18 protein-coding genes are annotated in these 20,209 nt (G+C 66.9%); 5 read left to right on the forward strand and 13 right to left on the reverse strand.

Translation table 11 applies throughout. The features are described from left to right. Positions 1-138 precede the first annotated feature (138 nt). The 4 genes from AC1DE3_RS20185 (at position 139) to hemA (ending at position 4,236) form a co-directional block, all read left to right on the forward strand. Positions 139-885 carry an SDR family NAD(P)-dependent oxidoreductase gene (locus tag AC1DE3_RS20185; RefSeq protein ID WP_441510060.1) on the forward strand — a complete coding sequence of 249 codons (747 nt, stop codon included), beginning with the start codon at positions 139-141 and terminating at the stop codon, positions 883-885. Positions 886-1,107: 222 nt separating this feature from the next. Next, a complete protein-coding gene (locus AC1DE3_RS20190; RefSeq protein ID WP_476780190.1) occupies positions 1,108-1,623 on the forward strand; it encodes an invasion associated locus B family protein in 516 nt (171 codons plus the stop codon). 60 nt (positions 1,624-1,683) lie between these two features. Next, entirely contained in the window at positions 1,684-2,943 is a 1,260-nt protein-coding gene (locus tag AC1DE3_RS20195) for an allantoate amidohydrolase (protein WP_476780191.1), read from the forward strand. A gap of 81 nt (positions 2,944-3,024) precedes the next feature. After that, positions 3,025-4,236, forward strand: a complete 1,212-nt coding sequence (gene hemA, locus AC1DE3_RS20200; protein ID WP_476780192.1) for a 5-aminolevulinate synthase — start codon at positions 3,025-3,027, stop codon at positions 4,234-4,236. Between the two features lie 129 nt (positions 4,237-4,365). Here the strand turns inward: hemA and truB are convergent, their stop codons facing one another. The 6 genes from truB to rimP form a co-directional block, all read right to left on the reverse strand. After that, complete coding sequence (gene truB / locus AC1DE3_RS20205; RefSeq protein ID WP_476852699.1) at positions 4,366-5,316, reverse strand: tRNA pseudouridine(55) synthase TruB; 951 nt, start codon at positions 5,314-5,316, stop codon at positions 4,366-4,368. Further along, positions 5,306-5,749 carry a 30S ribosome-binding factor RbfA gene (rbfA, locus tag AC1DE3_RS20210; RefSeq protein WP_441510064.1) on the reverse strand — a complete coding sequence of 148 codons (444 nt, stop codon included), beginning with the start codon at positions 5,747-5,749 and terminating at the stop codon, positions 5,306-5,308. Before rbfA ends, truB begins: the two co-directional genes overlap by 11 nt. 136 nt (positions 5,750-5,885) lie before the next feature. Then, entirely contained in the window at positions 5,886-8,711 is a 2,826-nt protein-coding gene (infB, locus tag AC1DE3_RS20215) for a translation initiation factor IF-2 (protein WP_441510065.1), read from the reverse strand. Further along, positions 8,708-9,400 (reverse strand): RNA-binding protein, encoded by a 693-nt coding sequence (locus tag AC1DE3_RS20220; protein WP_476780194.1) that lies wholly within the window; start codon positions 9,398-9,400, stop codon positions 8,708-8,710. Before AC1DE3_RS20220 ends, infB begins: the two co-directional genes overlap by 4 nt. Before the next feature lie 14 nt (positions 9,401-9,414). Further along, positions 9,415-11,007, reverse strand: a complete 1,593-nt coding sequence (nusA, locus tag AC1DE3_RS20225) for a transcription termination factor NusA (RefSeq protein WP_476780195.1) — start codon at positions 11,005-11,007, stop codon at positions 9,415-9,417. 5 nt (positions 11,008-11,012) lie between these two features. After that, positions 11,013-11,708 (reverse strand): ribosome maturation factor RimP, encoded by a 696-nt coding sequence (rimP, locus tag AC1DE3_RS20230; RefSeq protein WP_476780196.1) that lies wholly within the window; start codon positions 11,706-11,708, stop codon positions 11,013-11,015. A gap of 217 nt (positions 11,709-11,925) precedes the next feature. Here rimP and AC1DE3_RS20235 point away from each other — a divergent pair, with 217 nt between their 5' ends. Then, positions 11,926-13,014, forward strand: coding sequence for a DUF2336 domain-containing protein (locus AC1DE3_RS20235; RefSeq protein WP_476852692.1), 1,089 nt, complete (start codon positions 11,926-11,928; stop codon positions 13,012-13,014). On the opposite strand, the gene trmB is transcribed toward AC1DE3_RS20235, so the two are convergent. From trmB to AC1DE3_RS20270, 7 genes are all read right to left on the reverse strand, one after another. Then, a complete protein-coding gene (gene trmB / locus AC1DE3_RS20240) occupies positions 12,989-13,684 on the reverse strand; it encodes a tRNA (guanine(46)-N(7))-methyltransferase TrmB (protein WP_441510070.1) in 696 nt (231 codons plus the stop codon). The two genes, AC1DE3_RS20235 and trmB, sit on opposite strands and share 26 nt — an antisense overlap. 213 nt (positions 13,685-13,897) lie before the next feature. Continuing rightward, positions 13,898-15,103 (reverse strand): methionine adenosyltransferase, encoded by a 1,206-nt coding sequence (gene metK / locus AC1DE3_RS20245; protein WP_441510071.1) that lies wholly within the window; start codon positions 15,101-15,103, stop codon positions 13,898-13,900. 156 nt (positions 15,104-15,259) lie between these two features. Further along, entirely contained in the window at positions 15,260-15,673 is a 414-nt protein-coding gene (locus tag AC1DE3_RS20250; RefSeq protein ID WP_441473720.1) for a helix-turn-helix domain-containing protein, read from the reverse strand. A 129-nt stretch (positions 15,674-15,802) separates the two neighbouring features. Continuing rightward, positions 15,803-17,395 (reverse strand): apolipoprotein N-acyltransferase, encoded by a 1,593-nt coding sequence (gene lnt, locus AC1DE3_RS20255; protein WP_476852693.1) that lies wholly within the window; start codon positions 17,393-17,395, stop codon positions 15,803-15,805. Then, positions 17,395-18,384, reverse strand: a complete 990-nt coding sequence (locus tag AC1DE3_RS20260; RefSeq protein ID WP_441510073.1) for a hemolysin family protein — start codon at positions 18,382-18,384, stop codon at positions 17,395-17,397. The genes lnt and AC1DE3_RS20260 overlap by 1 nt, the downstream gene beginning before the upstream one ends. Beyond that, complete coding sequence (gene ybeY / locus AC1DE3_RS20265; RefSeq protein ID WP_476780199.1) at positions 18,381-18,962, reverse strand: rRNA maturation RNase YbeY; 582 nt, start codon at positions 18,960-18,962, stop codon at positions 18,381-18,383. Before ybeY ends, AC1DE3_RS20260 begins: the two co-directional genes overlap by 4 nt. Further along, a complete protein-coding gene (locus AC1DE3_RS20270) occupies positions 18,959-20,140 on the reverse strand; it encodes a PhoH family protein (RefSeq protein ID WP_441510075.1) in 1,182 nt (393 codons plus the stop codon). The genes ybeY and AC1DE3_RS20270 overlap by 4 nt, the downstream gene beginning before the upstream one ends. Positions 20,141-20,209: the final 69 nt, after the last annotated feature.

Genomic DNA, 20,209 nt, shown 5'->3' on the forward strand with positions numbered 1-20,209 from the left:
CCGCTCCGATGACTCTGCCGTTGCCCTCATCGTTTCGCATGCCCGGTCTGCGCCAATCACCGAAACGGAGGCATGCTCTGGCCGGTGCCAATCAGCGAAGCTAGGGTGACCGCAACAACATCGGGGAGGCTGACGGACATGAACCAAATCGATTTAAAGAACCGCGTCGCTATCGTTACCGGCGGGGCCCAGGGAATTGGCCGGGCCGTCGCCGAGCGCTTCGCCGCGAGTGGCGCGACGGTCGCGATCTGGGATGTCGACGGCGCCCTGGCGGAGAAGGCCGCCGCCGAGATCGGCCATGGCGCCGTCGGCGTCGCCGTGGACGTGACGGACGCAACCGCCGTGCAGAAGGCGAGCGACACGCTGGAGGCGAAGCACGGCAGCATCGACATCCTCGTCACCAGCGCCGGTATCGCCGGCCCCAACCACAAGACCTGGGAATACCCGCTGGAGGACTGGGCCCGCGTCATGAAGCTCAACGTCGACGGCACGCTGCATTGCTGCCGATCGGTGATCCCCGGCATGGTCAAGCGCAATTACGGTCGCATCGTCCTCGTCGCCTCGATCGCCGGCAAGGAAGGCAACCCCAACGCCTCGGCCTATTCGGCCTCGAAGGCGGCGGTGATCGCGCTGACGAAGTCCCTCGGCAAGGAGCTCGCCGACAAGGACATCGCCGTGAACTGCATCACGCCGGCGGCCGCGCGCACCCGCATCTTCGACCAGATGAGCGAGGAGCATATCGGCTACATGCTGGCCAAGATCCCGCGTGGGCGCTTCCTGCTGCCGGAGGAGGTCGCATCGATGGTCGCCTTCCTGGCCTCGGCCGAGAACAGCTTCACCACCGCCGGGGTCTTCGATCTCTCGGGCGGGCGGGCGACCTACTAGGCGCAGCGGCGTCGGCAGCCCGGCGTGGAGCCGGCCGCGGGGCTTCTGGCTGCCGCGCCCGGCTGTGGAAAACACCCCTCAAACGGCCGGCGTCGCCTCCAGAAGGGCGCCGAAACGCGCCCCGGACGGCCCCGCGCCAGATCGACGCACAAATATCTTGATCATGTTTACGCCTCGGTAAGGCTCTCTTTTCACCCTGAAGGGGCAAAAGGAGATAAAGCGATGATCAAGATGGCGCTCTCAACGGCCGCCCTCGTCCTTCTGACGGCCTCGGCAGCTCAGGCCGTCACAGCCAAATCGCTCGGGCAGTTCAGCGACTGGAACGCTGCGACCTATGAGCAGAGCGATAACCAGCGTTGCTTCATCATGGGCAGGCCATCGACCGAGGAACCTTCCAGCCTGCGCCATGGCGAGGTGTTCTTCTTCGTCCAGACGGGCAGCCGCGAGAGCGATACCGAATCAAGTTTCCAGACCGGCTACGACTTCGCCAAGAACTCGGTCGTCACCGTGACCATCGGCGACGACAGCTTCCGCATGCTGACGGAGGGCAACAACGCCTGGCTCGAACGGCTGGAACGCGAGCCGGCGCTGCTCGCCGCGATGCGGGCCGGGAGCAGCATGGTGCTGGAGGCGCGCTCCGCCCGGGGCAACGTCACGAGCTACACCTTCTCGCTCACGGGCGTCACGGCCGCCTCGCGCATGATGCAACGCTGCGATACGGGGGCGACGCAGAGCTAGAACAGGACCTTTGCGAAAAATCGGTTCCCGTTTCTTCGTATCCTGCACTAACGTCGGGGCATGACGCAGACGCTTCCCTCCGCCGCCGTGCTCGGTGCCCGCGCCTTCGCCGCGCTTGCGGGCCTCAACCGCTTCAGCGACGAGCCGGGCAAGCTGACTCGGCTCTACCTTTCACCGGCGCATCGGCAGGCGGCGGAGTGGGTCAAGGGCGCCATGGAGGTGGCGGGGCTTACCGCCTTTATCGATGCCGCCGGCTCGGTGCAGGGGCGGCGCGACGGCACGGTGCCCGGCGCACCGGCCGTGCTGATCGGTTCGCATATCGATACGGTCAAGGATGGCGGTCGCTTCGACGGCAATCTCGGCGTCGTCGCCGGCATTCTCGCGGCCCAGGCGTTGCGCGATGCAGGGATCAGCCTGCCCTTCCCGCTCGAGATCGTCGCTTTCGGCGACGAGGAGAACGTGCGCTTCCCGACGCATCTGTCCACTTCGGAAGCATTGGCGGGCGCCTACGACCCGGCCTGGCTGGAAGCGCGCGACAGCGAGGGCGTGAGGCTTGGCGATGCGCTCGTCGCCTTCGGCGGAAACCCAGGCGGCATCGCCGCGCTCGCGCGCAAGCCCGGCTCGATCCAGGCCTATCTCGAAGTCCATATCGAGCAGGGCCCGGTGCTGGAGGCGGAGAACGAGCCGGTCGGCATCGTCACCGCGATCAACGCCCAGAGCCGGGCCCGCGTGCGCGTCACCGGCGAGGCCGGCCATGCCGGAACCGTGCCGATGGCACTGCGCAAGGACGCGCTGACGGCAGCCGCCGAGATGGCGCTTGCGCTGGAACAGATCGCGGCCGGCCATGAGCTCTCCGTCGGGACTGTCGGCGTGCTCAGGCCCGAGCCCGGCGCGACCAATGTCGTCCCCGGCGCGGCCGAATTCACCATCGATTTCCGTGCGCCGAAAAACGAGACGCTCGCAGCGATGGAAGCCGAGATCCGCAGCCGCTTCGCCGAGATCGCGTCGCGCCGCGGCGTCGGTCTCGAGATCGTGCCCTATGCGAAGGCCGATGCCGTCCCGATGGAGCCCCGCCTGCAGGACGCCTTGGCAGCCGGCATCGCCAGATCCGGAAGCAACATCGCCGGCCGCAAGCTCCCGTCGGGAGCGGGGCATGACGCCATGACCATGGCGGCGATCGCGCCCGCGGCCATGCTGTTCGTGCGCAACGAAAAGGGCATCAGCCATTCGCCGCTGGAGAACATGAGCGAGGCAGACGCCGGCATCGCCATCAAAATCTTGATCGAAACGCTTCTGGAACTGGCCGAAAGGTCAAAGTAGAAGAATTCCAGCCGCGACACCGCGCACCATTCCGCAAGAGGCCGGAAGGGCCTAGGAGGGGCGCGCCGCAGGAGGCTGGCCATGGATTTCGAGAGTTTCTTCCGTAGCGAACTGGACGGGCTGCACCGCGAGGGCCGCTATCGCGTCTTCGCCGATCTGGCGCGCCAGGCCGGCCGCTTCCCGATCGCGACCTATCACGGCGAGGGCGGCCTGCGCGAAGTCACCGTCTGGTGCTCGAACGACTATCTCGGCATGGGGCAGCATCCGAAGGTTCTGGCCGCGATGCATGAGGCGCTCGACGGCTGCGGCGCCGGCGCCGGCGGAACCCGAAACATCGGCGGCACCAATCACTACCACGTCCTGTTGGAGCGCGAGCTCGCCGATCTGCACGGCAAGGAAGCGGCGCTGCTGTTCAACTCCGGCTATATGTCGAACTGGGCCTCGCTCTCGACGCTCGCGGCCAAGCTCCCCGGCTGCGTCATCCTGACCGACGCGCTCAACCATGCCTCGATGATCGAGGGCATCCGCCATTCCCGCGTCGAGAAGCATATCTTCGCGCATAACGACCCGGATGATCTGCGCCGCAAGCTCGCCGCGCTCGATCCGGCCCGGCCCAAGCTGATCGCCTTCGAGTCGGTCTATTCGATGGATGGCGACATCGCGCCGATCAAGGAATTCTGCGACATCGCCGACGAATTCGGTGCGATGACCTATCTCGACGAAGTCCATGCCGTCGGGCTCTACGGGCCGCGCGGCGGCGGCATCTCCGAGCGCGACGGCCTGACCGACCGGATCACCCTGATCCAGGGCACGCTGGCGAAGTCCTTCGGCGTGATCGGCGGCTACATCACCGGTTCGGCCGCGCTCTGCGACTTCATCCGCAGCTTCGCCTCCGGCTTCATCTTTTCCAGCTCGCTGCCCCCCGCGGTGGCGGCCGGCGCCATCGCAGCGATCCGGCATCTCAAGGAGAGCTCGGCCGAGCGCGAACGCCAGCAGGACCGCGTCGCGGCACTGCGCGGCAAGCTCGATGCGGCCGGCATCCCGCATCTGGCCAATCCCAGCCATATCGTCCCGGTGATGGTCGGCGAGGCGAAGGCCTGCAAGTCGATCAGCGACGAATTGCTGGCGCGCTTCGACATCTATGTCCAGCCGATCAACTATCCGACCGTGCCGCGCGGCACGGAGCGGCTCAGGATCACCCCCTCGCCCTTCCATTCCGATGCCGATATCGACAACCTGGTCGCCGCGCTCGGCGCGATCTGGGCGCGGGACGGGCTGAAGCGCGCGGCCTGAGGGCTGCCAGAGGCGTCATTCTCGGGCGGAGCGAAGCGCAGGCCCGAGAAGCTCCGGACAAGAAGGGCGCCCGGAGTTTCCTCCGGGGTGAGATGCTTGGGTCAGGCCCGAGCATGACGCTTCGTGATGTCAGAGATTGAAGACGCGATGCGGCACGAATTCGCCGTTCTCGACCGAACCGGTCGCGATCAGCGTGCCGGCGCAGGTGGCATAAGCGGCCTGCAGCTCGATCGGCGCTCCGGCACCGCGCAGCAGGGCGCTCTGGCCGCGTTTGATGCGGGCAGCGGCATCGCGGTGGATCACGATCTCAGGGATCAGCGTCAGCGCCGACTTGACGGGTTGCAGGGTCGCAAGCGCGCTCTCCGGACTCTCGCGCAATGTCTCGACGCTCGCTGCCTCAGCGACCGTGAAGGGGCCGACGCGGGTGCGGCGCAGATGCGCGACATGGCCGAGGCAGCCGAGCGCGAGGCCGAGATCGCGCGCGATGGCTCGGACATAGGTGCCCTTGCCGCATTCGGCCTCGAAGGTCGTGGTCGCGCCGTCATGGCTGACGATCGAGAGCGAGTCGATCTCGACCGGGCGTGCCTGGAGCTCGACCTCCTCGCCGTCGCGGGCGAGATCATAGGCGCGCTCGCCCGCGATCTTGATGGCCGAGAACTTGGGCGGCGTCTGCAGGATCGTGCCGGTGAAGCGCGGCAGCAGGGCCGCGATCGCGGCCTCGTCCGGGCGCTGCTCCGAGGTCGCGATCACCCGGCCCTCGGTGTCGTCCGTATCGGTCTGCGAGCCCCATGAGACGGTGAACTGATAGGCCTTGCGGCCATCCATGACGAAGGGAACGGTCTTGGTCGCCTCGCCGAGCGCGATCGGCAGCAGGCCGGAGGCCAGCGGATCGAGCGTGCCGGCATGGCCCGCCTTCTTGGCGGAAAAAGCCCGCTTCACGACGCTGACCGCATGGGTCGAGGTCATGCCGATCGGCTTGTCGAGCACGACCCAACCATGGACGTCGCGCTTCTTCGGACGCGGCGCCGGAGTGGCGCCCTCCTGGCTCTCCGCAGCTTCGGGATTGCTCTCAGTGGTCATGGTCAAGGTCGTCGTCTTCTTGGTCTTGGTCGATCTTCAGGCGCTGGCGTTGGGTGTCGCGGCGAACCTCTTCGGTATCGAGCAACGCATCGATGCGCTCGGCTTCCGCGAAGCTCTCATCGGCGCGGAAGCGGATATCCGGGGCGTATTTGAGGTTCACCCGATGGGCCATTTCGCCGCGGATATAGCGCTTGTTGGCCTCCAGGGCCTTGAGCACCGGCTTAACGTCCTGCCCGCCGAGCGGCATGATGTAGGCGGTCGCGAGCTTAAGGTCCGGCGAGAGACGCACCTCGGGCACGGTGACGACGTGCTTCGCCAGCACATCGTCATGGATGTCTCCGCGCGAAAGCATATCCGCCAGCGCATGACGGATGAGTTCGCCGACGCGCAGCTGCCGTTGGGACGGACCGGAAGGTTTTGCAGGTTTCGCCATGGTTCTCGTGTTCCGGGATCGGACCGGATGGACGGGCCAACGTCATTGGCCGGGCCCGAGGCCCGGCCATCTCTATGGGAGCGCGGATAAACAGGGATAGGCTGCCCGGGTCAAGCCCGGACAAGCCATCCCATTCTCAGAGGCTGCGCTTGATCTCTTCGACGCGATAGCACTCGATCACGTCGCCGGCACGCATGTCCTGGTAGTTCTCGAAGGACATACCGCATTCCTGGCCGGCCACGACTTCCTTGGCGTCGTCCTTGAAACGCTTGAGCTGGCCGAGCTTGCCCTCGTGAACCACGACGTTGTCGCGGATCAGGCGGACATTGGCGCCGCGCTCGATCGTACCGTCGGTGACGCGGCAGCCGGCGATCTTGCCGACCTTCGAGACGTTGAAGATCTCGAGGATCGTCGCGTTGCCGAGCATGGTCTCGCGCAGGGTCGGCGCCAGCAGGCCCGACATCGCATCCTTCACATCATCCATGAGGTTATAGATGATGTTGTAGTAGCGGATCTCGACGCCGGCCCGATCGGCCGCCTCGCGCGCTTCCTTGTGGGCGCGCACGTTGAAGCCGACCACGACCGCGCCCGAAGCCTGGGCGAGCGTAACGTCCGACTCCGTGATGGCGCCGACGCCCGAGGACAGCACGCGGGCGCGCACCTCGTCGTTGCCGACTTTTTCGAGCGCTCCGACGATCGCCTCGACGGAACCCTGCACGTCGCCCTTGACGACGAGCGGGAACTCCTTGCGGCCGGCGCCTTCCTTCAGATCGCGCATCATGTCGGCGAGCGAACGGCCGGCGCCGGAGGCGGCGCCACGAGCCGCCTGACGATCGCGGCGCTGACGCTCGCGGTACTCGGTGATCTCGCGGGCACGGGCTTCGGACTCGACCACCGCGACGCGGTCGCCGGCCTCGGGCGTGCCGTTGAAGCCGAGAACCTCGACCGGCATGGAGGGCGGGGCCTCCTTCACCTGAGCGCCGGTATCGGCGATCAAGGCGCGGACGCGGCCCCATTCGGCGCCGGCAACGACGATATCGCCGGTACGCAGCGTGCCGCGCTGGACGAGAACGGTCGCAACCGGGCCGCGGCCGCGATCGAGCTTGGCCTCGATGACCGTGCCTTCGGCGGGACGATCGGGATTGGCCTTGAGATCGAGCAGTTCGGCCTGCAGGGCGATCGCTTCCAGCAGCTTGTCGAGGTTGTGACCGGTCTTGGCGGACACCTCGACCTCGAGCGTCTCACCGCCGAGCGTCTCGACCTGGATCTCGTACTGCAGCAGCTCGGCGCGCACCCGGTCCGGGTTGGCGTCGGACTTGTCGACCTTGTTGATCGCGACGATCAGCGGGACGCCGGCAGCCTTGGCGTGGTGGATCGCCTCGGCCGTCTGCGGCATGACGCCGTCATCGGCCGCCACGACGAGCACGACGACGTCCGTCACCTTGGCGCCGCGGGCGCGCATCGCCGTGAAGGCGGCGTGGCCGGGGGTGTCGATGAAGGTGACCTGGCTGCCCAGCGGGGTCGTCACCTGATAGGCGCCGATGTGCTGGGTGATGCCGCCGGCCTCGCCGGTGACGACCTTGGTCTTGCGGATCGCGTCGAGCAGCGAGGTCTTGCCGTGGTCGACATGGCCCATGATGGTCACGACGGCCGGGCGGGAAGCCAGGGTCTCATCGGTGTCCGGCGTATCGAACAGGCCTTCCTCGACGTCGGATTCGGCGACGCGCTTGACGGTGTGGCCCATTTCCTCGGCGATGAGCTGGGCGGTGTCGGCGTCGATCACGTCGGTGATCTTGTGCATCGCGCCCTGCTTCATCAGCAGGCGGATGACGTCGACGCCGCGCTCCGTCATGCGGTTCGCGAGTTCCTGGATGGTGATCGTCTCGGGGATGATCACCTCGCGCATCACGCGCTCTTTCTGCGCGTCCGATGCACGGTGGCCGGTCATGCGCTGCACGCGGCGGCGGAAGGACGCGACCGAGCGTGTCCGCTCGTCCTCGCTCCCGGTCGCCGTCGACAGCGTCAAGCGGCCGCGCGGCTTGTCGTTGCTGGTCTTGGGCGTCTTGGGCGCAGCCGGAGCGGGACCACGGCCAGGACCGGCGCCCAGGCCGGGACGGCGGAACGCGGCCTTGACGTCGACATCGTCAGAGCGATTGCGCGTGGTGTTGGCCGACGGAGCCTGACGCACCGGCCGGGCGACCGCGGGCTCGGCCGGAGCCGAGGAATCCATGCGCGGCGGACGTGGCGAGTCGGAACGCGGCGGGCGCGAATCCAGGCGCGGCGGGCGCGCGCCGGTGTCGCGCATCGGCGGACGCGACGTGAACTCACGCGGGCCGGACGGAGCCGGGCGGCCGTAATACTGGGTCGGCTGCGGCGCAGGCGCCTGGGCCGGGGGGGCTGCCTCACGCGGAGCAGCCGGGGGAGCGGGCGGGCGGGGAGCATGCTCCTCGCGCTGGCGCACGACGCTCTCGGCGCGGCGCTTCTGCTCGTCCTCCTGACGGCGGCGGTCCTCTTCCTGGCGCTGGCGCGCAGCGGCGGCTTCGCGCTCCTGGCGTTCGCGCTCGATGGCGGCTGCGCGCTGGCGCGCATCCTCTTCAGCGACGCGGCGCGCTTCGGCCTCGGTGCTGCGGGCTTCGGCAAGCGCGCGCTGGCGAGCGTCCTTCTCCTCGTCGGAGAGGGTGCGCAGCAGCATGCTGCCGGCCGGGCGCTGCGGCGCCTGCTGGCTCGGGGCGGGGCGCGGCGGAGCAGCCTGCGGGGCAGGAGCCTGCGGAGCGCGCGGCGCAACCGGTTCCTTCACCTCGTGACCGGCGGCGCGGCGCTTGACCTCGACGACGACCTGCTTCGAACGCCCATGCGAGAAGCTCTGTCGAACAGTGCTCTGCTCGACAGGCCGCTTCAGCGACAGGGTCTTGGGCGGGTTGACGGAGAGTGTCTTGTCGCCCGGGTTTTTGGTATCGGTCATTCCGCGTTCGGTCCTGCCGGTTCGGTCGTGTCTTCAATATCGTTCTGGTCGGGTGCGGCGGTATCGTCCGTCCGGTACCGGACGAGCCGACGCCAGCGCGAGAGGACGCCCTCGGCCGCTGGACCCGGAGCAAGCGCGGCATGTATCACATGTGCGCGCCCCAACGCCAATTCCAAATCCGCCGCCGCGAAAATCGCGACGATGGGCAGTTCGCGGGCCTTGAGCCCGTCGGCCTCGCGCGCCGCCGCCAACCGGCGGACAGCCTGGCCAATCTTGCGCTTGCCGTCCTCGGCGCCATCGCTCGCGGCGATCACCGCGAGACATCGGCCGCTTTCGATCAGCGCCTCAACCTTGGCGAAGCCGGCGGTAACCAGCCCGGCCTTATTGGCCATCGACAGCGCCTGCAGCGTGTCGCGGTACATCAGCCCGTCGACGATATCCGGCAAATCCGCCGGAACCGCGACCTTCGCCTTGAGCGAACGCTCGAAGGCTTTCCGCTTGATCGCCTCGGCAACAGTCTTGCGGCTGAGGCTCACCCAGACGCCGCGCCCAGGCAGCTTGCGTCGCAGATCCGGGACAAGCACGCCGTCCGGCCCCGCAACAAAGCGGATCAGGTCGTCAGGCGCCTTGACGGCCCGTGTGACGACGCAGCTCCGCTCCGGTCCTTCCTTCTGCGCCGCCGCTTTCACTGCGAGGGCTCCGCTCAGGCCTCGGCCTCCTCGCCGGCTTCCGCCTCAGGCTCCTCGGCCGGCGCCTCGATCCAGCCGGCGTGAATGCGTGCAGCCATGATAATGGCTTCGGCATCCTGGCGCGAGAGATCGAAGCCGTCGAGATAGCCGGCGTGACGAGTCGACTCGCCGTCCTTGCGCTCGGTCCAGCCGACCAGATCATCAGTGGCGCAGCCGGCGAGATCCTCGACGGTCTTCACATCGTTCTCGCCGAGCGCGACCATCATGGACGTGGTGACGCCCTCGACTTCGCGCAAGGCGTCCTCGACTCCGAGAGCCCGACGTTTCTCGTCGAATTCAGCCTCGATAGCGGCGAGGTGTTCCTGCGCGCGGGTCTGGATCTCGCCTGCGGTGTCCTCGTCGAAGCCCTCGATCGAGGCGAGCTCTCCGAGTTCGACATAGGCGAGCTCCTCGACATTGCGGAAGCCCTCCGAGGCCAGCAGCTGGCCGACCGTCTCGTCGACGTTCAGCGCGTTCATGAACAGCTCGGTGCGCTGCACGAACTCCTTCTGGCGACGCTCCGACTCTTCCTGCTCGGTCAAGATATCGATGTCCCAGCCGGTGAGCTGCGATGCCAGGCGCACATTCTGGCCGCGGCGGCCGATGGCGAGCGAGAGCTGCTCGTCCGGCACGACGACCTCGATCTTGTCGGCCTCCTCGTCGAGCACCACCTTCGCGACCTCGGCCGGCTGCAGCGCATTGACGACGAAGGTCGCGACATCCGGCGACCACGGGATGATGTCGATCTTCTCGCCCTGCAGCTCGCCGACGACGGCCTGCACGCGCGAACCGCGCATACCAACGCAGGCGCCGACGGGATCGATCGAGGAATCGCGGCTGATGACCGCGATCTTGGCGCGCGAGCCCGGATCACGGGCGACCGCCTTCACCTCGACGATGCCGTCATAGATTTCCGGCACTTCCTGGCCGAAGAGCTTGGCCATGAACTGCGGATGGGTGCGCGAGAGGAAGATCTGGGGGCCGCGCGGCTCGCGGCGCACATCGTAGACATAGGCGCGGGCGCGGTCGCCGACCTTGAAGGTCTCGCGCGGGATCATCTCGTCGCGGCGGATGATGGCTTCGCCACGGCCGAGATCGACGAAGACGTTGCCGTATTCGACGCGCTTGACCGCGCCGTTGACGATCTCGCCGATGCGATCCTTGTACTCGTCGTACTGGCGGTCGCGCTCGGCCTCGCGCACCTTCTGGACAATGACCTGCTTGGCCGACTGGGCGGCGATGCGGCCGAAATCGAAGGGCGGCAGCGGATCGGCGATGACGTCGCCAACCTGGGCGGCCGGGTTGTGACGCTTGGCCTCGTCGACGGTGATTTCGACCGCCGGGTTCTCGACGGTATCGACCACCTGGAGGTGGCGGGCCAGACGCAGCTCGCCGGTCTTGGTGCTGATCTCGGCATGGACGTCGGTCTCGGCGCCGTAGCGCGAGCGGGCGGCCTTGGCGATGGCGTCCTGCATGGCATCGACGACGATCTGGCGATCGATCGACTTCTCGCGCGCGACCGCGTCGGCGATCTGCAGCAGTTCGAGCCTGTTGGCGCTGACGACCATGACGCTCACTCCTCTTCAGTGTCGTTGTTCTGCGGGGCCGTCTTGCCGGTCTTGCCCGGCCGCGGTCCCAGCGATTTCCCTCGGCCCTTCTTCGGGCCTGCTATCTCATCGGCGGCCGGCATCGCCGGCGGCAGGCCGGACTTGCCGCGACGCAGCGATTCGGTGACGAGCGCATCGGTCAGCACCAGCCGCGCCTCGGCGATCAGCCGCATCGGAATGGCGACGTCGCGCTCTTCCTCGCTCTTGGCGTCGTCCCGCGTCAGCAGAGCGTCCTGACCGGAAGCGCCGCGCAGGATGCCGCGGAAACGCTTGCGGCCCGCGACCGGCTCGCTTGTGTCGATCTTGGTGAGGTGGCCGGCCCAGCGCTCGAAATCGCTCGCGCGTACCAGCGGCCGGTCGATACCCGGCGACGAGATCTCGAGATGATAGGCCGCCTGAATGGGATCGTCGACGTCCAGCGCCGGCGAGATCGCCTGACTGATCTCCTCGCAGCCCTCGACGGTCATCGAGCCGTCCGGCAGCTCGGCCATGATCTGCACGGTGCAGCCGTTCTGAGCAGTGACGCGCACGCGCACCAGCCGATAGCCGAGATCGGCGATCGCCGGCTCGACGATCGCGGCGACGCGCGCAGCCACGCCGTTCTCGACGACGAGGCGCGCTTCCTGATCGGGCGCTGCTGTCGGTTCGCTTGGTTCGTTCATGGTCCGGGCCGTCCCGTCTGCCTCCGGCGGGTTGCGGCCAATAAAAAAGAGCGGGCCGGCCGGCCCGCTCTTGATCATCGGCGTTAACCGATACCAGAGCTGTTGGCCGCTATTTAGTCCGCATCGCCCCGATATGCAAGCTCCGAGCGTCGGCGATAACCCAATGGTCATCCTTGCCTGCCAGTCTGGCTGACGGGATAGCGGTCGAGGACAGAGTATGAGTACGGTCGCAACGCTGCTGCGGGATCTCGAGACGACGATGGCGCGCGGCTCGGGTGACGAGCGCGCCGTCATCCTGTCACGTCTGACGGATCTCTTCCTCGCCACCGCGATCGACATGGACGAACAGCAGGTCGGCGTCTTCGACGCGGTCATCGGGCGGCTGTCGCGGGCCATCGAGCTGCGCGCCCGGATCGAGCTCTCGGAGCGGATCGCGCCCGTGCCGAACGCGCCGAGCGGGGTCGTGCGCCAGCTTGCCCTCGACGAAATCGCCGTGGCGCGTTCCGTCCTGGTGCAGTCGCCGCGGCTGACCGACCAGGATCTCGTCGCGGTGTCGGCGGCCAAGGGCCGCGACCACATGCTCGCCATCACGGAGCGGCCCGATCTCGGGGAACCCGTCACCGATTTCCTGATCCTGCGCGGCGGACGGGTCGTCACCCATGCGGTCGCGGCCAATCAGACGGCGCGGTTCTCGCGGCATGGCATGGGCGTTCTGGTGATGCGCGCGGCCCAAGACGACGCGCTTCAGGCGACGCTCGGCTTACGCCGGGACATCCCAACGGAGCTGGTCGGGCAACTTATGACCGCCGCCAAGAATTCCGCCCGCCGGCGCCTGAATGAGAGCCTGGAGCCGACGCTGGCCGGCGACGTCGACGGTGCGGTCGAACGCGGTGCCGACGCCGTCGCGGCCGGCGGCCAGATGCCCGGCGAACTGGGCGCCATCAGCGCCGCGCTCGTCGAGATCCGTGAGCTCAACGAAGCCGGGCTGCTCGACGAGGCCAAGGTGCGCGACTTCGCGCGGCAGGGCGCAACCGAGCACGCCATCTGCGCCGTCGCGGTACTGGCACAGCTCAGCCTGCCGGCGAGCGAGCAGATCATCCTCGGCAGCGACCGCGAAGCGATCCTGATCGTCGCGCGCGGCCTCGGCTGGTCGTGGGAGACGACGGCAGCCCTGATCTCGCTGCGGAAGGATTTCGGAAAGTCGCAGGCGGCCCTCGACCGTGCCCGCGAGAGCTTCCGCAACCTCGCGCAGAGCACCGCCCAGCGCGTGCTCGGCTTCCTCAGGATGCGCGACGCAAAGCCGTGAGATAGCTGGAGATGCGGCCCTCCCGGACCGCCTTCGCCTCGTAACGCGTGCGAATCCAGCCCGGATAGGGCGTGCGCCAGTCGCCAGGCCGCTCGTCCGTCCAGTCGAAATCCGGCGAGGCCAGCAGCCGCGACAGCGTCCAGCCGACATAATCGTCGATGTCGCTGGCGAAGCGGAAGCGGCCGCCGGGACGAAGCGTGCGCGCGAACAGGGCGAGAGTATGCTCGGAGACAAAGCGGCGCTTGCGCTGCCGGCGCTTCGGCCAGGGGTCGGGATAGAGCAGGTCGATGGCATCGAGGCCGCCTGCAGCCAAACGCGGCAGCAGCAGCGCGGCATCGTCGTCCCAGACGCGGATATTGGTCAGCCCCTCGCGTTCGGCGACGGCGAGGAACTTGGCCATGCCGTTGATGAAGGGCTCGACGCCGATGAAGCCGATCTGCGGGCTCTCCCGCATCCGCATCAGGAGATGCTCGCCGCCACCAAAACCGATCTCAAGCCTGACCGCCTCGACAGGCCCGGGAAAGAGCGCCTTCAGATCGGCAATCTCGCCCTCGGGCAGCCGCAGTCGCGGCAGGGTGTGCTCGATCAGATGGCTCTGGCCATCGCGCAGCGCCTTGCCCTTGCGGCGGCCGTAGAAAGCCCTTTCGTCGTGGTCGGGTTCGTGGGTCATGATCCGTGTTCGTACCGCATTATCCGATGGAGCGCCGTCATTCCGGACGCAGCGACGCGGAGATCCGGAATCCATCACAGAGCTCCGGAGTGCTCCGACAGATCCCGCGTCAAGCCCGGAATGACGGCGGTGTTTCAGCGACCTCATCCATCAAGTCAAAGAAAAAGGCCGGGTTGACCCCGGCCTCCTTGCTCATGACCCGGCGAGGTCGTTTCAGTTGACGGCCTTCTTCAGCGCGTCGACGAGATCGGTCTTCTCCCAGGAGAAGGAACCGTCGCGGCCGGCCTTGCGGCCGAAATGGCCATAGGCCGAGGTCTTGGCATAGATCGGCTTGTTAAGGCCGAGATGGTTGCGGATGCCGTTCGGCGAGAGATCGACGAGCTTGCCGAGGATGTCCTCGAGCTTGGCCTCGTCGACCTTGCCGGTGCCATGCAGGTCGACATAGATCGACAGCGGCTTGGCGACGCCGATCGCATAGGAAAGCTGGATCGTGGCGCGGTCGGCGAGCTTGGCCGCGACGACGTTCTTGGCGAGGTAGCGCGCCGCATAGGCCGCCGAACGGTCGACCTTGGTCGGGTCCTTGCCCGAAAAGGCACCGCCGCCATGAGGAGCCGCGCCGCCATAGGTGTCGACGATGATCTTCCGGCCGGTGAGGCCGGCATCGCCGTCCGGGCCGCCGATCACGAACTTGCCGGTCGGGTTGATGTGCCAGACGGTGTCCTTCGAGATCCAGCCTTCCGGCAGGGCCTCGCGGATATACGGCTCGACGATCTTGCGGACGTCGGCCGAGGACAACGTCTCGTCGAGATGCTGGGTCGAGAGCACGATCTGCGTCACGCCGACCGGCTTGCCGTTCTCGTATTTGACGGTGACCTGGCTCTTGGCGTCGGGGCCGAGCTTGGCGGCGTCGCCCTCGCCCTTCTTGCGGGCGAGCGTCAGGGTCTCGAGGATCTTGTGAGCGTAGTAGATCGGGGCGGGCAGCAGCTCGGGCGTCTCGCGGCTGGCGTAGCCGAACATGATGCCCTGGTCGCCGGCGCCGACATCCTTGTTGCCGGCCTCGTCGACGCCCTGCGCGATATCGGCCGACTGCGGATGCAGCAGCACGTCGATCTTGCAGGTCTTCCAGTGGAAGCCGGACTGCTCGTAGCCGATGTTGCGGATCGCCTTGCGGGCAGCTGACTTCACCTTCGACTTGATCTGCTTCTCGTCGAGATGGGTGCGGACCTCGCCGGCGATGACGACCCTGTTGGTCGTCGCCAGCGTTTCGGCCGCGACGCGGACCTTGGACGGCTCATAGCCAGCCTTGACCGCCTCCTTGAAGAACAGATCGACGATCTCGTCGGAGATGCGGTCACAGACCTTGTCGGGATGTCCCTCGGAGACGGACTCGCTGGTAAACAGATAATTCTGGCGTGACACGGTCGGAGGATCCCTGAAACAGCACATGGAAAAGGCTGGTGCTCGACACCAGCCTCAACAAACGCGCCGTCATCGCAGCGGACGCGTTCGTCGTCAAGTGGGGAAATCCGTTAATCGAAAAGCGCGTTCGTCAAAACGAACGAAAACATCCCGGAATCACGCATTTTCAGTGTCTTGCTCGGCCAGCGCTTCGACGAGATCGATGATCCGCCTGCGGACGCGGCCGTTCTTGATGCGGGTGAAGGCCTTGGTGAGCTGCACGCCCTCGCTGGTCGCGAGGAAGTCCGAAATATACGCCGTCGCCGCGGAATCGGCGAAACCGCCAGCCGGCATGTCGCCCGTGGGGGCACCATCAAAGAAAAAGGAAACCGGCACGTCGAGCATCTTGGCAATCTGCTGCAGACGACTCGCACTGATGCGATTAGAACCCTTCTCGTATTTCTGAACCTGCTGAAAGGTCAGCCCCAGTGCGTCACCCAGCTTTTCCTGGCTAATACCGGCAAGCATTCGACGCATGCGGACGCGGCTACCGACATGCTTGTCGACCGGGTTGGGGACTTTCTTGATCATGATTAACCTGCTCTTACGTCAGTCGTCATGACCAGGAGCCGCCATCCTGGTCGGCGCGGAAACGTTGGTGTATTATAGCCGTCACGGACGGTCCACTCTTTCTCGCAAAATTTGTTCCAAATGGGATGATCAGCTTTTTTTGAAGCGAGAAAGCATCAAAAAAACGAGCAGCATACCGGCAAAAATGGCATCGCCACCCCGGGAATAGGGCGTCACCGGCCCGCTGCGCGGGAGCGGGGCATCCAATACGCCCTCCACGCCCAGAGGCAGGCTCGCGACGACCCGGCCATAGGCATCGACCACCCCGGAAATACCGGTGTTGGCGACCCGGACGAGCGGCAGGCCTTCCTCGACGCTGCGAAGCCGCGCCTGGGCGAAGTGCTGATAGGGGCCGCTGGTCTGGCCGAACCAGCCATCATTGGTCACATTCAGGAAAAACCCTGCCCGAGGGCCGCGCGGAGCCACCTCGCCCGGAAAGACAACCTCATAGCAGATAAGCGGCGCTGCGACGGGAAGTCCCTTGACCGCAAGAGGCATCCGGCTGGTTCCGGATGAAAACCCGCCGGGCACGGACACGAATTCAGAGAGGCCGACGCGGCGGATCAGCGCCTCGAGAAAAGGCGGAAGATACTCGCCGAAGGGGACCAGATGGAGCTTGTCGTAGCTCGCGACGATGACGCCTTCGTCGTTGACGACCTGAATGGCATTGTAGATCGGCGGCCTGCCCTCTCCCGGCAGCATCTCGCCAGCCCTGGCCGCGCCCGTGATCAGGGTCACGTCGGGCGGCAGGACCGCCGCGATACGGGACAGCGCACCCGGCGTGCGGCCTAGTAAGAAGGGAAAGGCGGATTCGGGCCAGATCAGATGCGTGACCGATTGCAGGCCGGGCGTCGTCGGGCTCGTCGCGCGGTCGCTCAGCGCGAGGTACTGGTTGAGGATGGCTTCGCCGTTGCGTCCGTTGAACTTCGCGTCCTGCGGCAGGTTGGGCTGCATGAGCCTGAGCTTCACGCCCGCCACGACCGGTGAGGGACCCGGCGGAATGCGCCAGAAGCCAAAACCGAATAACACCGAGACGCCTGCCAGCGCGGTCAGCGGAGCCGCCCAACGGCCGGCCGGAGTCTTGGCCGTGGCAATCACCGCCGGCGCCCCGCCAATCGCGACAGCCAGCAGCGTGAGGCCGTAGAGCCCCGCGAGCGAAGCGAACTGGGCGAGATGAATCTCACCCGCCAGCATCATGCCGTAGACGTTCCACGGAAAGCCGGTCAGCACATGGCCACGAAGCCACTCGCTCATCGCCAGCGCCGCGGCGAGGACGAGAATGCGCCGGGCTCCCTCGGGCCAATACAAGCGCGCCGCGCCAAAGGCCAAGGCCGGAAAGATCGCCAGAAAGGCCGGCAGCGCGACGACCCCCAGCGGCATCGCCCAGGCGAATTTGTCGGCCTCGACGAGAAAGGCGGCGCCGAGCCACCACAATCCGGCGAGGAAAAAGCCGAAACCCCACCACCAGCCGGCAGCGAAGCCTGCACGGAAGCGACCTGTCGCAGTGGTGCCAACCGCACCGTCAAGGAGCCAGACCGCCACCGTCATCGGGACGATGACCAGCGGCCAGAGATCCAGGGGCGGCAGGGCGAGCGCACCGCTCGCTCCCGCGAAAAGCGCGATGAGCCGCCTGCGCCATCCCCAAGCGAGAATGACCGCTTCCGCAAGCCGCGCCACGCGCATCAGCCAGGCTCCATCGCCGTTTCTTCGGGCGCCGTCTGGCTGCGGCGATGGATCGTCAGGCGCTTCACGCGGCGCTGATCGGAATCGAGGATCTCGAAGGTCAGCCCTTCCGGACCCTCGACGATCTCGCCCTGCGCCGGGACACGGCCGGCCAGGGTCACGATCAGCCCGCCGAGCGTGTCGATGTCATCCGCCACCTCGTTCCGAGAGAGATCGACGCCGGTTGCACGCTTAAGCTCCTCCAGCGTCGCGCGCGCATCGGCGGCGAAGCTGTCCTCGCCGGTGGGTGCGATCGGTGTCTCCTCGAGATCGTGCTCGTCCTCGATGTTGCCGACCACGATCTCGATCAGGTCCTCGATCGAGACGAGCCCGTCGGTGCCGCCATATTCGTCGATGACGAGCGCGATATGGGTGCGCGTCGCCTGCATGCGGACCAGAAGGTCGACCGCAGGCATCGAAGGCGGAACATAGAGCACTGGGCGCAACAGCTTCGTCGCCGAGAGCGGCGTGTTCAGGTCGACCGCCGCAAGGTCATGCGGGATGGCAAGCTTGCTTCCGTCTTCGGAAGGCACGTCCCCTTCAGGGCGAGCCTTCTCCGCGAGATATTCCAGAAAGTCGCGGATGTGGACCATTCCGCGTGGGTCATCGAGCGTGTCGTCGAAGACCGGCAGGCGCGAATGGCCGGCAGTCCGGAAATGGGCCAGCAGTTCGTCCAGCGTCGCATCCGCCGGCACGGCCACGATGTCGGCGCGGGGGATCATGACGTCGCTCACACGACGCTCGCGCAGGCTCAGCACATTGCTGAGCATCGCGCGCTCCTGGGCGGAAATGTCGGCGAGCTCGCCGTTCTCTTCGGCCAGCGCCTCGACGATCTCTTCACGCGCCGTGCCGCCGGCACGCAGGCCGAGACGTTCGAGGAACTGGGCGAGCCAATGGCCGAAGCCGCGGCCATTGGTTTCAGACTGGGATTGTCGACTGTCGTCGGTCATGGCTGCGGGGACTGTGCGGAAGAAGGGGCCGCCGCGGCGATGAGCTCGCCATCGGCATAGGGGTCGGCAATGCCGAGGCTGGCGAGCGCCTCGACTTCGAGGGCTTCCATGCGGCGCGCCTCGTCGTCGGTCTCATGATCCTCGCCGAGCAGATGCAGCAGGCCATGAATGACCAGATGGCGCAGATGGTCGGCGATGTCCTTAGCCTCCGCCCGGGCTTCGCGCTCCACCGTCTCGAAGGCGATGACGATGTCGCCGAGCAGCGGGCTCGCCGCAATGCGCTCCGGCGGGGCTGCCGGGAAGGAGAGCACGTTCGTCGCCTTGTCGAAGCCGCGCCAGTCGCGGTTGACGATGCGGATGCGCTTGTCGTCGGTCAGCAACAGGCTGAGCTCGGCGCCCGCCATGGGCTTGCGCGGCGCCACGGCAAGACCCGCGGCCAGCGCCTCATTGATCAATGCCCGCAGGCTCGCGAGATTGCCCACCGCCTGCCACTGGCGCGACTGGGCCCTCAGATCGAGATCAAGCGACATCTTCTCGGGTGGCGGCGCCGAGCGCCGCCCGCGAGGTCGATCGTTCATCGCGGCCGCTCCCGCGCCAACATTCGCTTCAGCCCTTCGCTGTCGCCCTCGCGGTGGGAATCCGCGGGCATATCGGGATTGCGCAAGCGCTCCTCCCGTTCGGCGCGCTCATGGCGCGACGCGGTCTCATAAGCCATCACGATGCGCCGCACCAGCTCATGCCGGACAACATCGCCTTCCTCGAAGCGGGCATAGCCGACGCCCTCGACGTCCTTGAGCAGCTTGACCGCCTCGACGAGGCCGGAGCGCTGGCCCGGCGGCAGGTCGATCTGGGATGGATCGCCGGTGATGATCATGCGCGACCCCTCGCCCAGACGGGTGAGGAACATCTTCATCTGCATCGAGGTGGCGTTCTGGGCCTCGTCGAGCAGCACGACCGCGTTGCTCAAGGTGCGGCCGCGCATGAAGGCCAGCGGCGCGATCTCGATCATGCCAGTCTGGAGCCCGCGTTCGACATGGCGGGCCTCCATGAAATCGTTGAGCGCGTCGTAGATCGGCCGGAGATAGGGGTCGACCTTCTCGCGCATGTCGCCGGGCAGGAAGCCGAGCCTTTCGCCTGCCTCCACCGCCGGACGCGACAGGATCATCCGCTCGACCACGCCCTGCTCGATGAGCGAGACGGCGTGCCCGACCGCGAGCCAGGTCTTGCCGGTGCCTGCCGGTCCTTCCGCGAGCACCAGTTCATGCCGTTTGAGCTGGCGCAGATAGGCGTCCTGCGCGGCGTTGCGGGCCCTGACCGGCCCACGCTTGCGAGTGACCACGGCATCGAAGGAAGCCTTGCCGACATCCGCGGCCGGAAAGAGCGAGCGCTGGACATTGCTCTCCTCGATCGCGCCGTCGACCTCACCGAGGGTAACGGAGGCACCGGCCTTGGCACGGGCGTAGAGCGTCTTCAGCACGCGGCCTGCCTGCTCGGCGGTCTCGCGCGGGCCCTTCACGGTGGCGTGGTTGCCGTTAGGATTGACCACGACGCCGAGCCTGCGCTCGAGATGCGCGAGATTCTGGTCGTACTGACCGAAAACAAGGCTGGCGAGGCGGTTGTCATCGAAGGACAGCACGACCTCGGTGGCCGGCAAACCGTCGCGGCCCGCGCCCTCGGGGCGGGCTGGCGACACGTCTCGCCGCGGGGTCCGGTCGGGTCTTTGCGTCGTCGAATCAGCCTGTGCCAAATGCGTCATCTCCGTAGAGAGGGCTTTTGCGCCCGTTCCCGTCGGGCAGGAGCGCCCGGCCGGGTCGTCTCGCAGCAT

This window comes from Allobosea sp. 10L417 (assembly GCF_056395485.1).

What these genes read in the sequence shown, in the direction of transcription:
- AC1DE3_RS20185 (WP_441510060.1), top strand. Translation starts at nt 139, where the DNA reads ATGAACCAAATCGATTTAAAGAACCGCGTCGCTATCGTTACCGGCGGG.
- AC1DE3_RS20190 (WP_476780190.1), top strand. Translation starts at nt 1,108, where the DNA reads ATGATCAAGATGGCGCTCTCAACGGCCGCCCTCGTCCTTCTGACGGCC.
- AC1DE3_RS20195 (WP_476780191.1), top strand. Translation starts at nt 1,684, where the DNA reads ATGACGCAGACGCTTCCCTCCGCCGCCGTGCTCGGTGCCCGCGCCTTC.
- hemA (WP_476780192.1), top strand. Translation starts at nt 3,025, where the DNA reads ATGGATTTCGAGAGTTTCTTCCGTAGCGAACTGGACGGGCTGCACCGC.
- truB (WP_476852699.1), bottom strand. Translation starts at nt 5,316, where the DNA reads ATGACCACTGAGAGCAATCCCGAAGCTGCGGAGAGCCAGGAGGGCGCC.
- rbfA (WP_441510064.1), bottom strand. Translation starts at nt 5,749, where the DNA reads ATGGCGAAACCTGCAAAACCTTCCGGTCCGTCCCAACGGCAGCTGCGC.
- infB (WP_441510065.1), bottom strand. Translation starts at nt 8,711, where the DNA reads ATGACCGATACCAAAAACCCGGGCGACAAGACACTCTCCGTCAACCCG.
- nusA (WP_476780195.1), bottom strand. Translation starts at nt 11,007, where the DNA reads ATGGTCGTCAGCGCCAACAGGCTCGAACTGCTGCAGATCGCCGACGCG.
- rimP (WP_476780196.1), bottom strand. Translation starts at nt 11,708, where the DNA reads ATGAACGAACCAAGCGAACCGACAGCAGCGCCCGATCAGGAAGCGCGC.
- AC1DE3_RS20235 (WP_476852692.1), top strand. Translation starts at nt 11,926, where the DNA reads ATGAGTACGGTCGCAACGCTGCTGCGGGATCTCGAGACGACGATGGCG.
- trmB (WP_441510070.1), bottom strand. Translation starts at nt 13,684, where the DNA reads ATGACCCACGAACCCGACCACGACGAAAGGGCTTTCTACGGCCGCCGC.
- AC1DE3_RS20250 (WP_441473720.1), bottom strand. Translation starts at nt 15,673, where the DNA reads ATGATCAAGAAAGTCCCCAACCCGGTCGACAAGCATGTCGGTAGCCGC.
- lnt (WP_476852693.1), bottom strand. Translation starts at nt 17,395, where the DNA reads ATGCGCGTGGCGCGGCTTGCGGAAGCGGTCATTCTCGCTTGGGGATGG.
- AC1DE3_RS20260 (WP_441510073.1), bottom strand. Translation starts at nt 18,384, where the DNA reads ATGACCGACGACAGTCGACAATCCCAGTCTGAAACCAATGGCCGCGGC.
- ybeY (WP_476780199.1), bottom strand. Translation starts at nt 18,962, where the DNA reads ATGAACGATCGACCTCGCGGGCGGCGCTCGGCGCCGCCACCCGAGAAG.
- AC1DE3_RS20270 (WP_441510075.1), bottom strand. Translation starts at nt 20,140, where the DNA reads ATGACGCATTTGGCACAGGCTGATTCGACGACGCAAAGACCCGACCGG.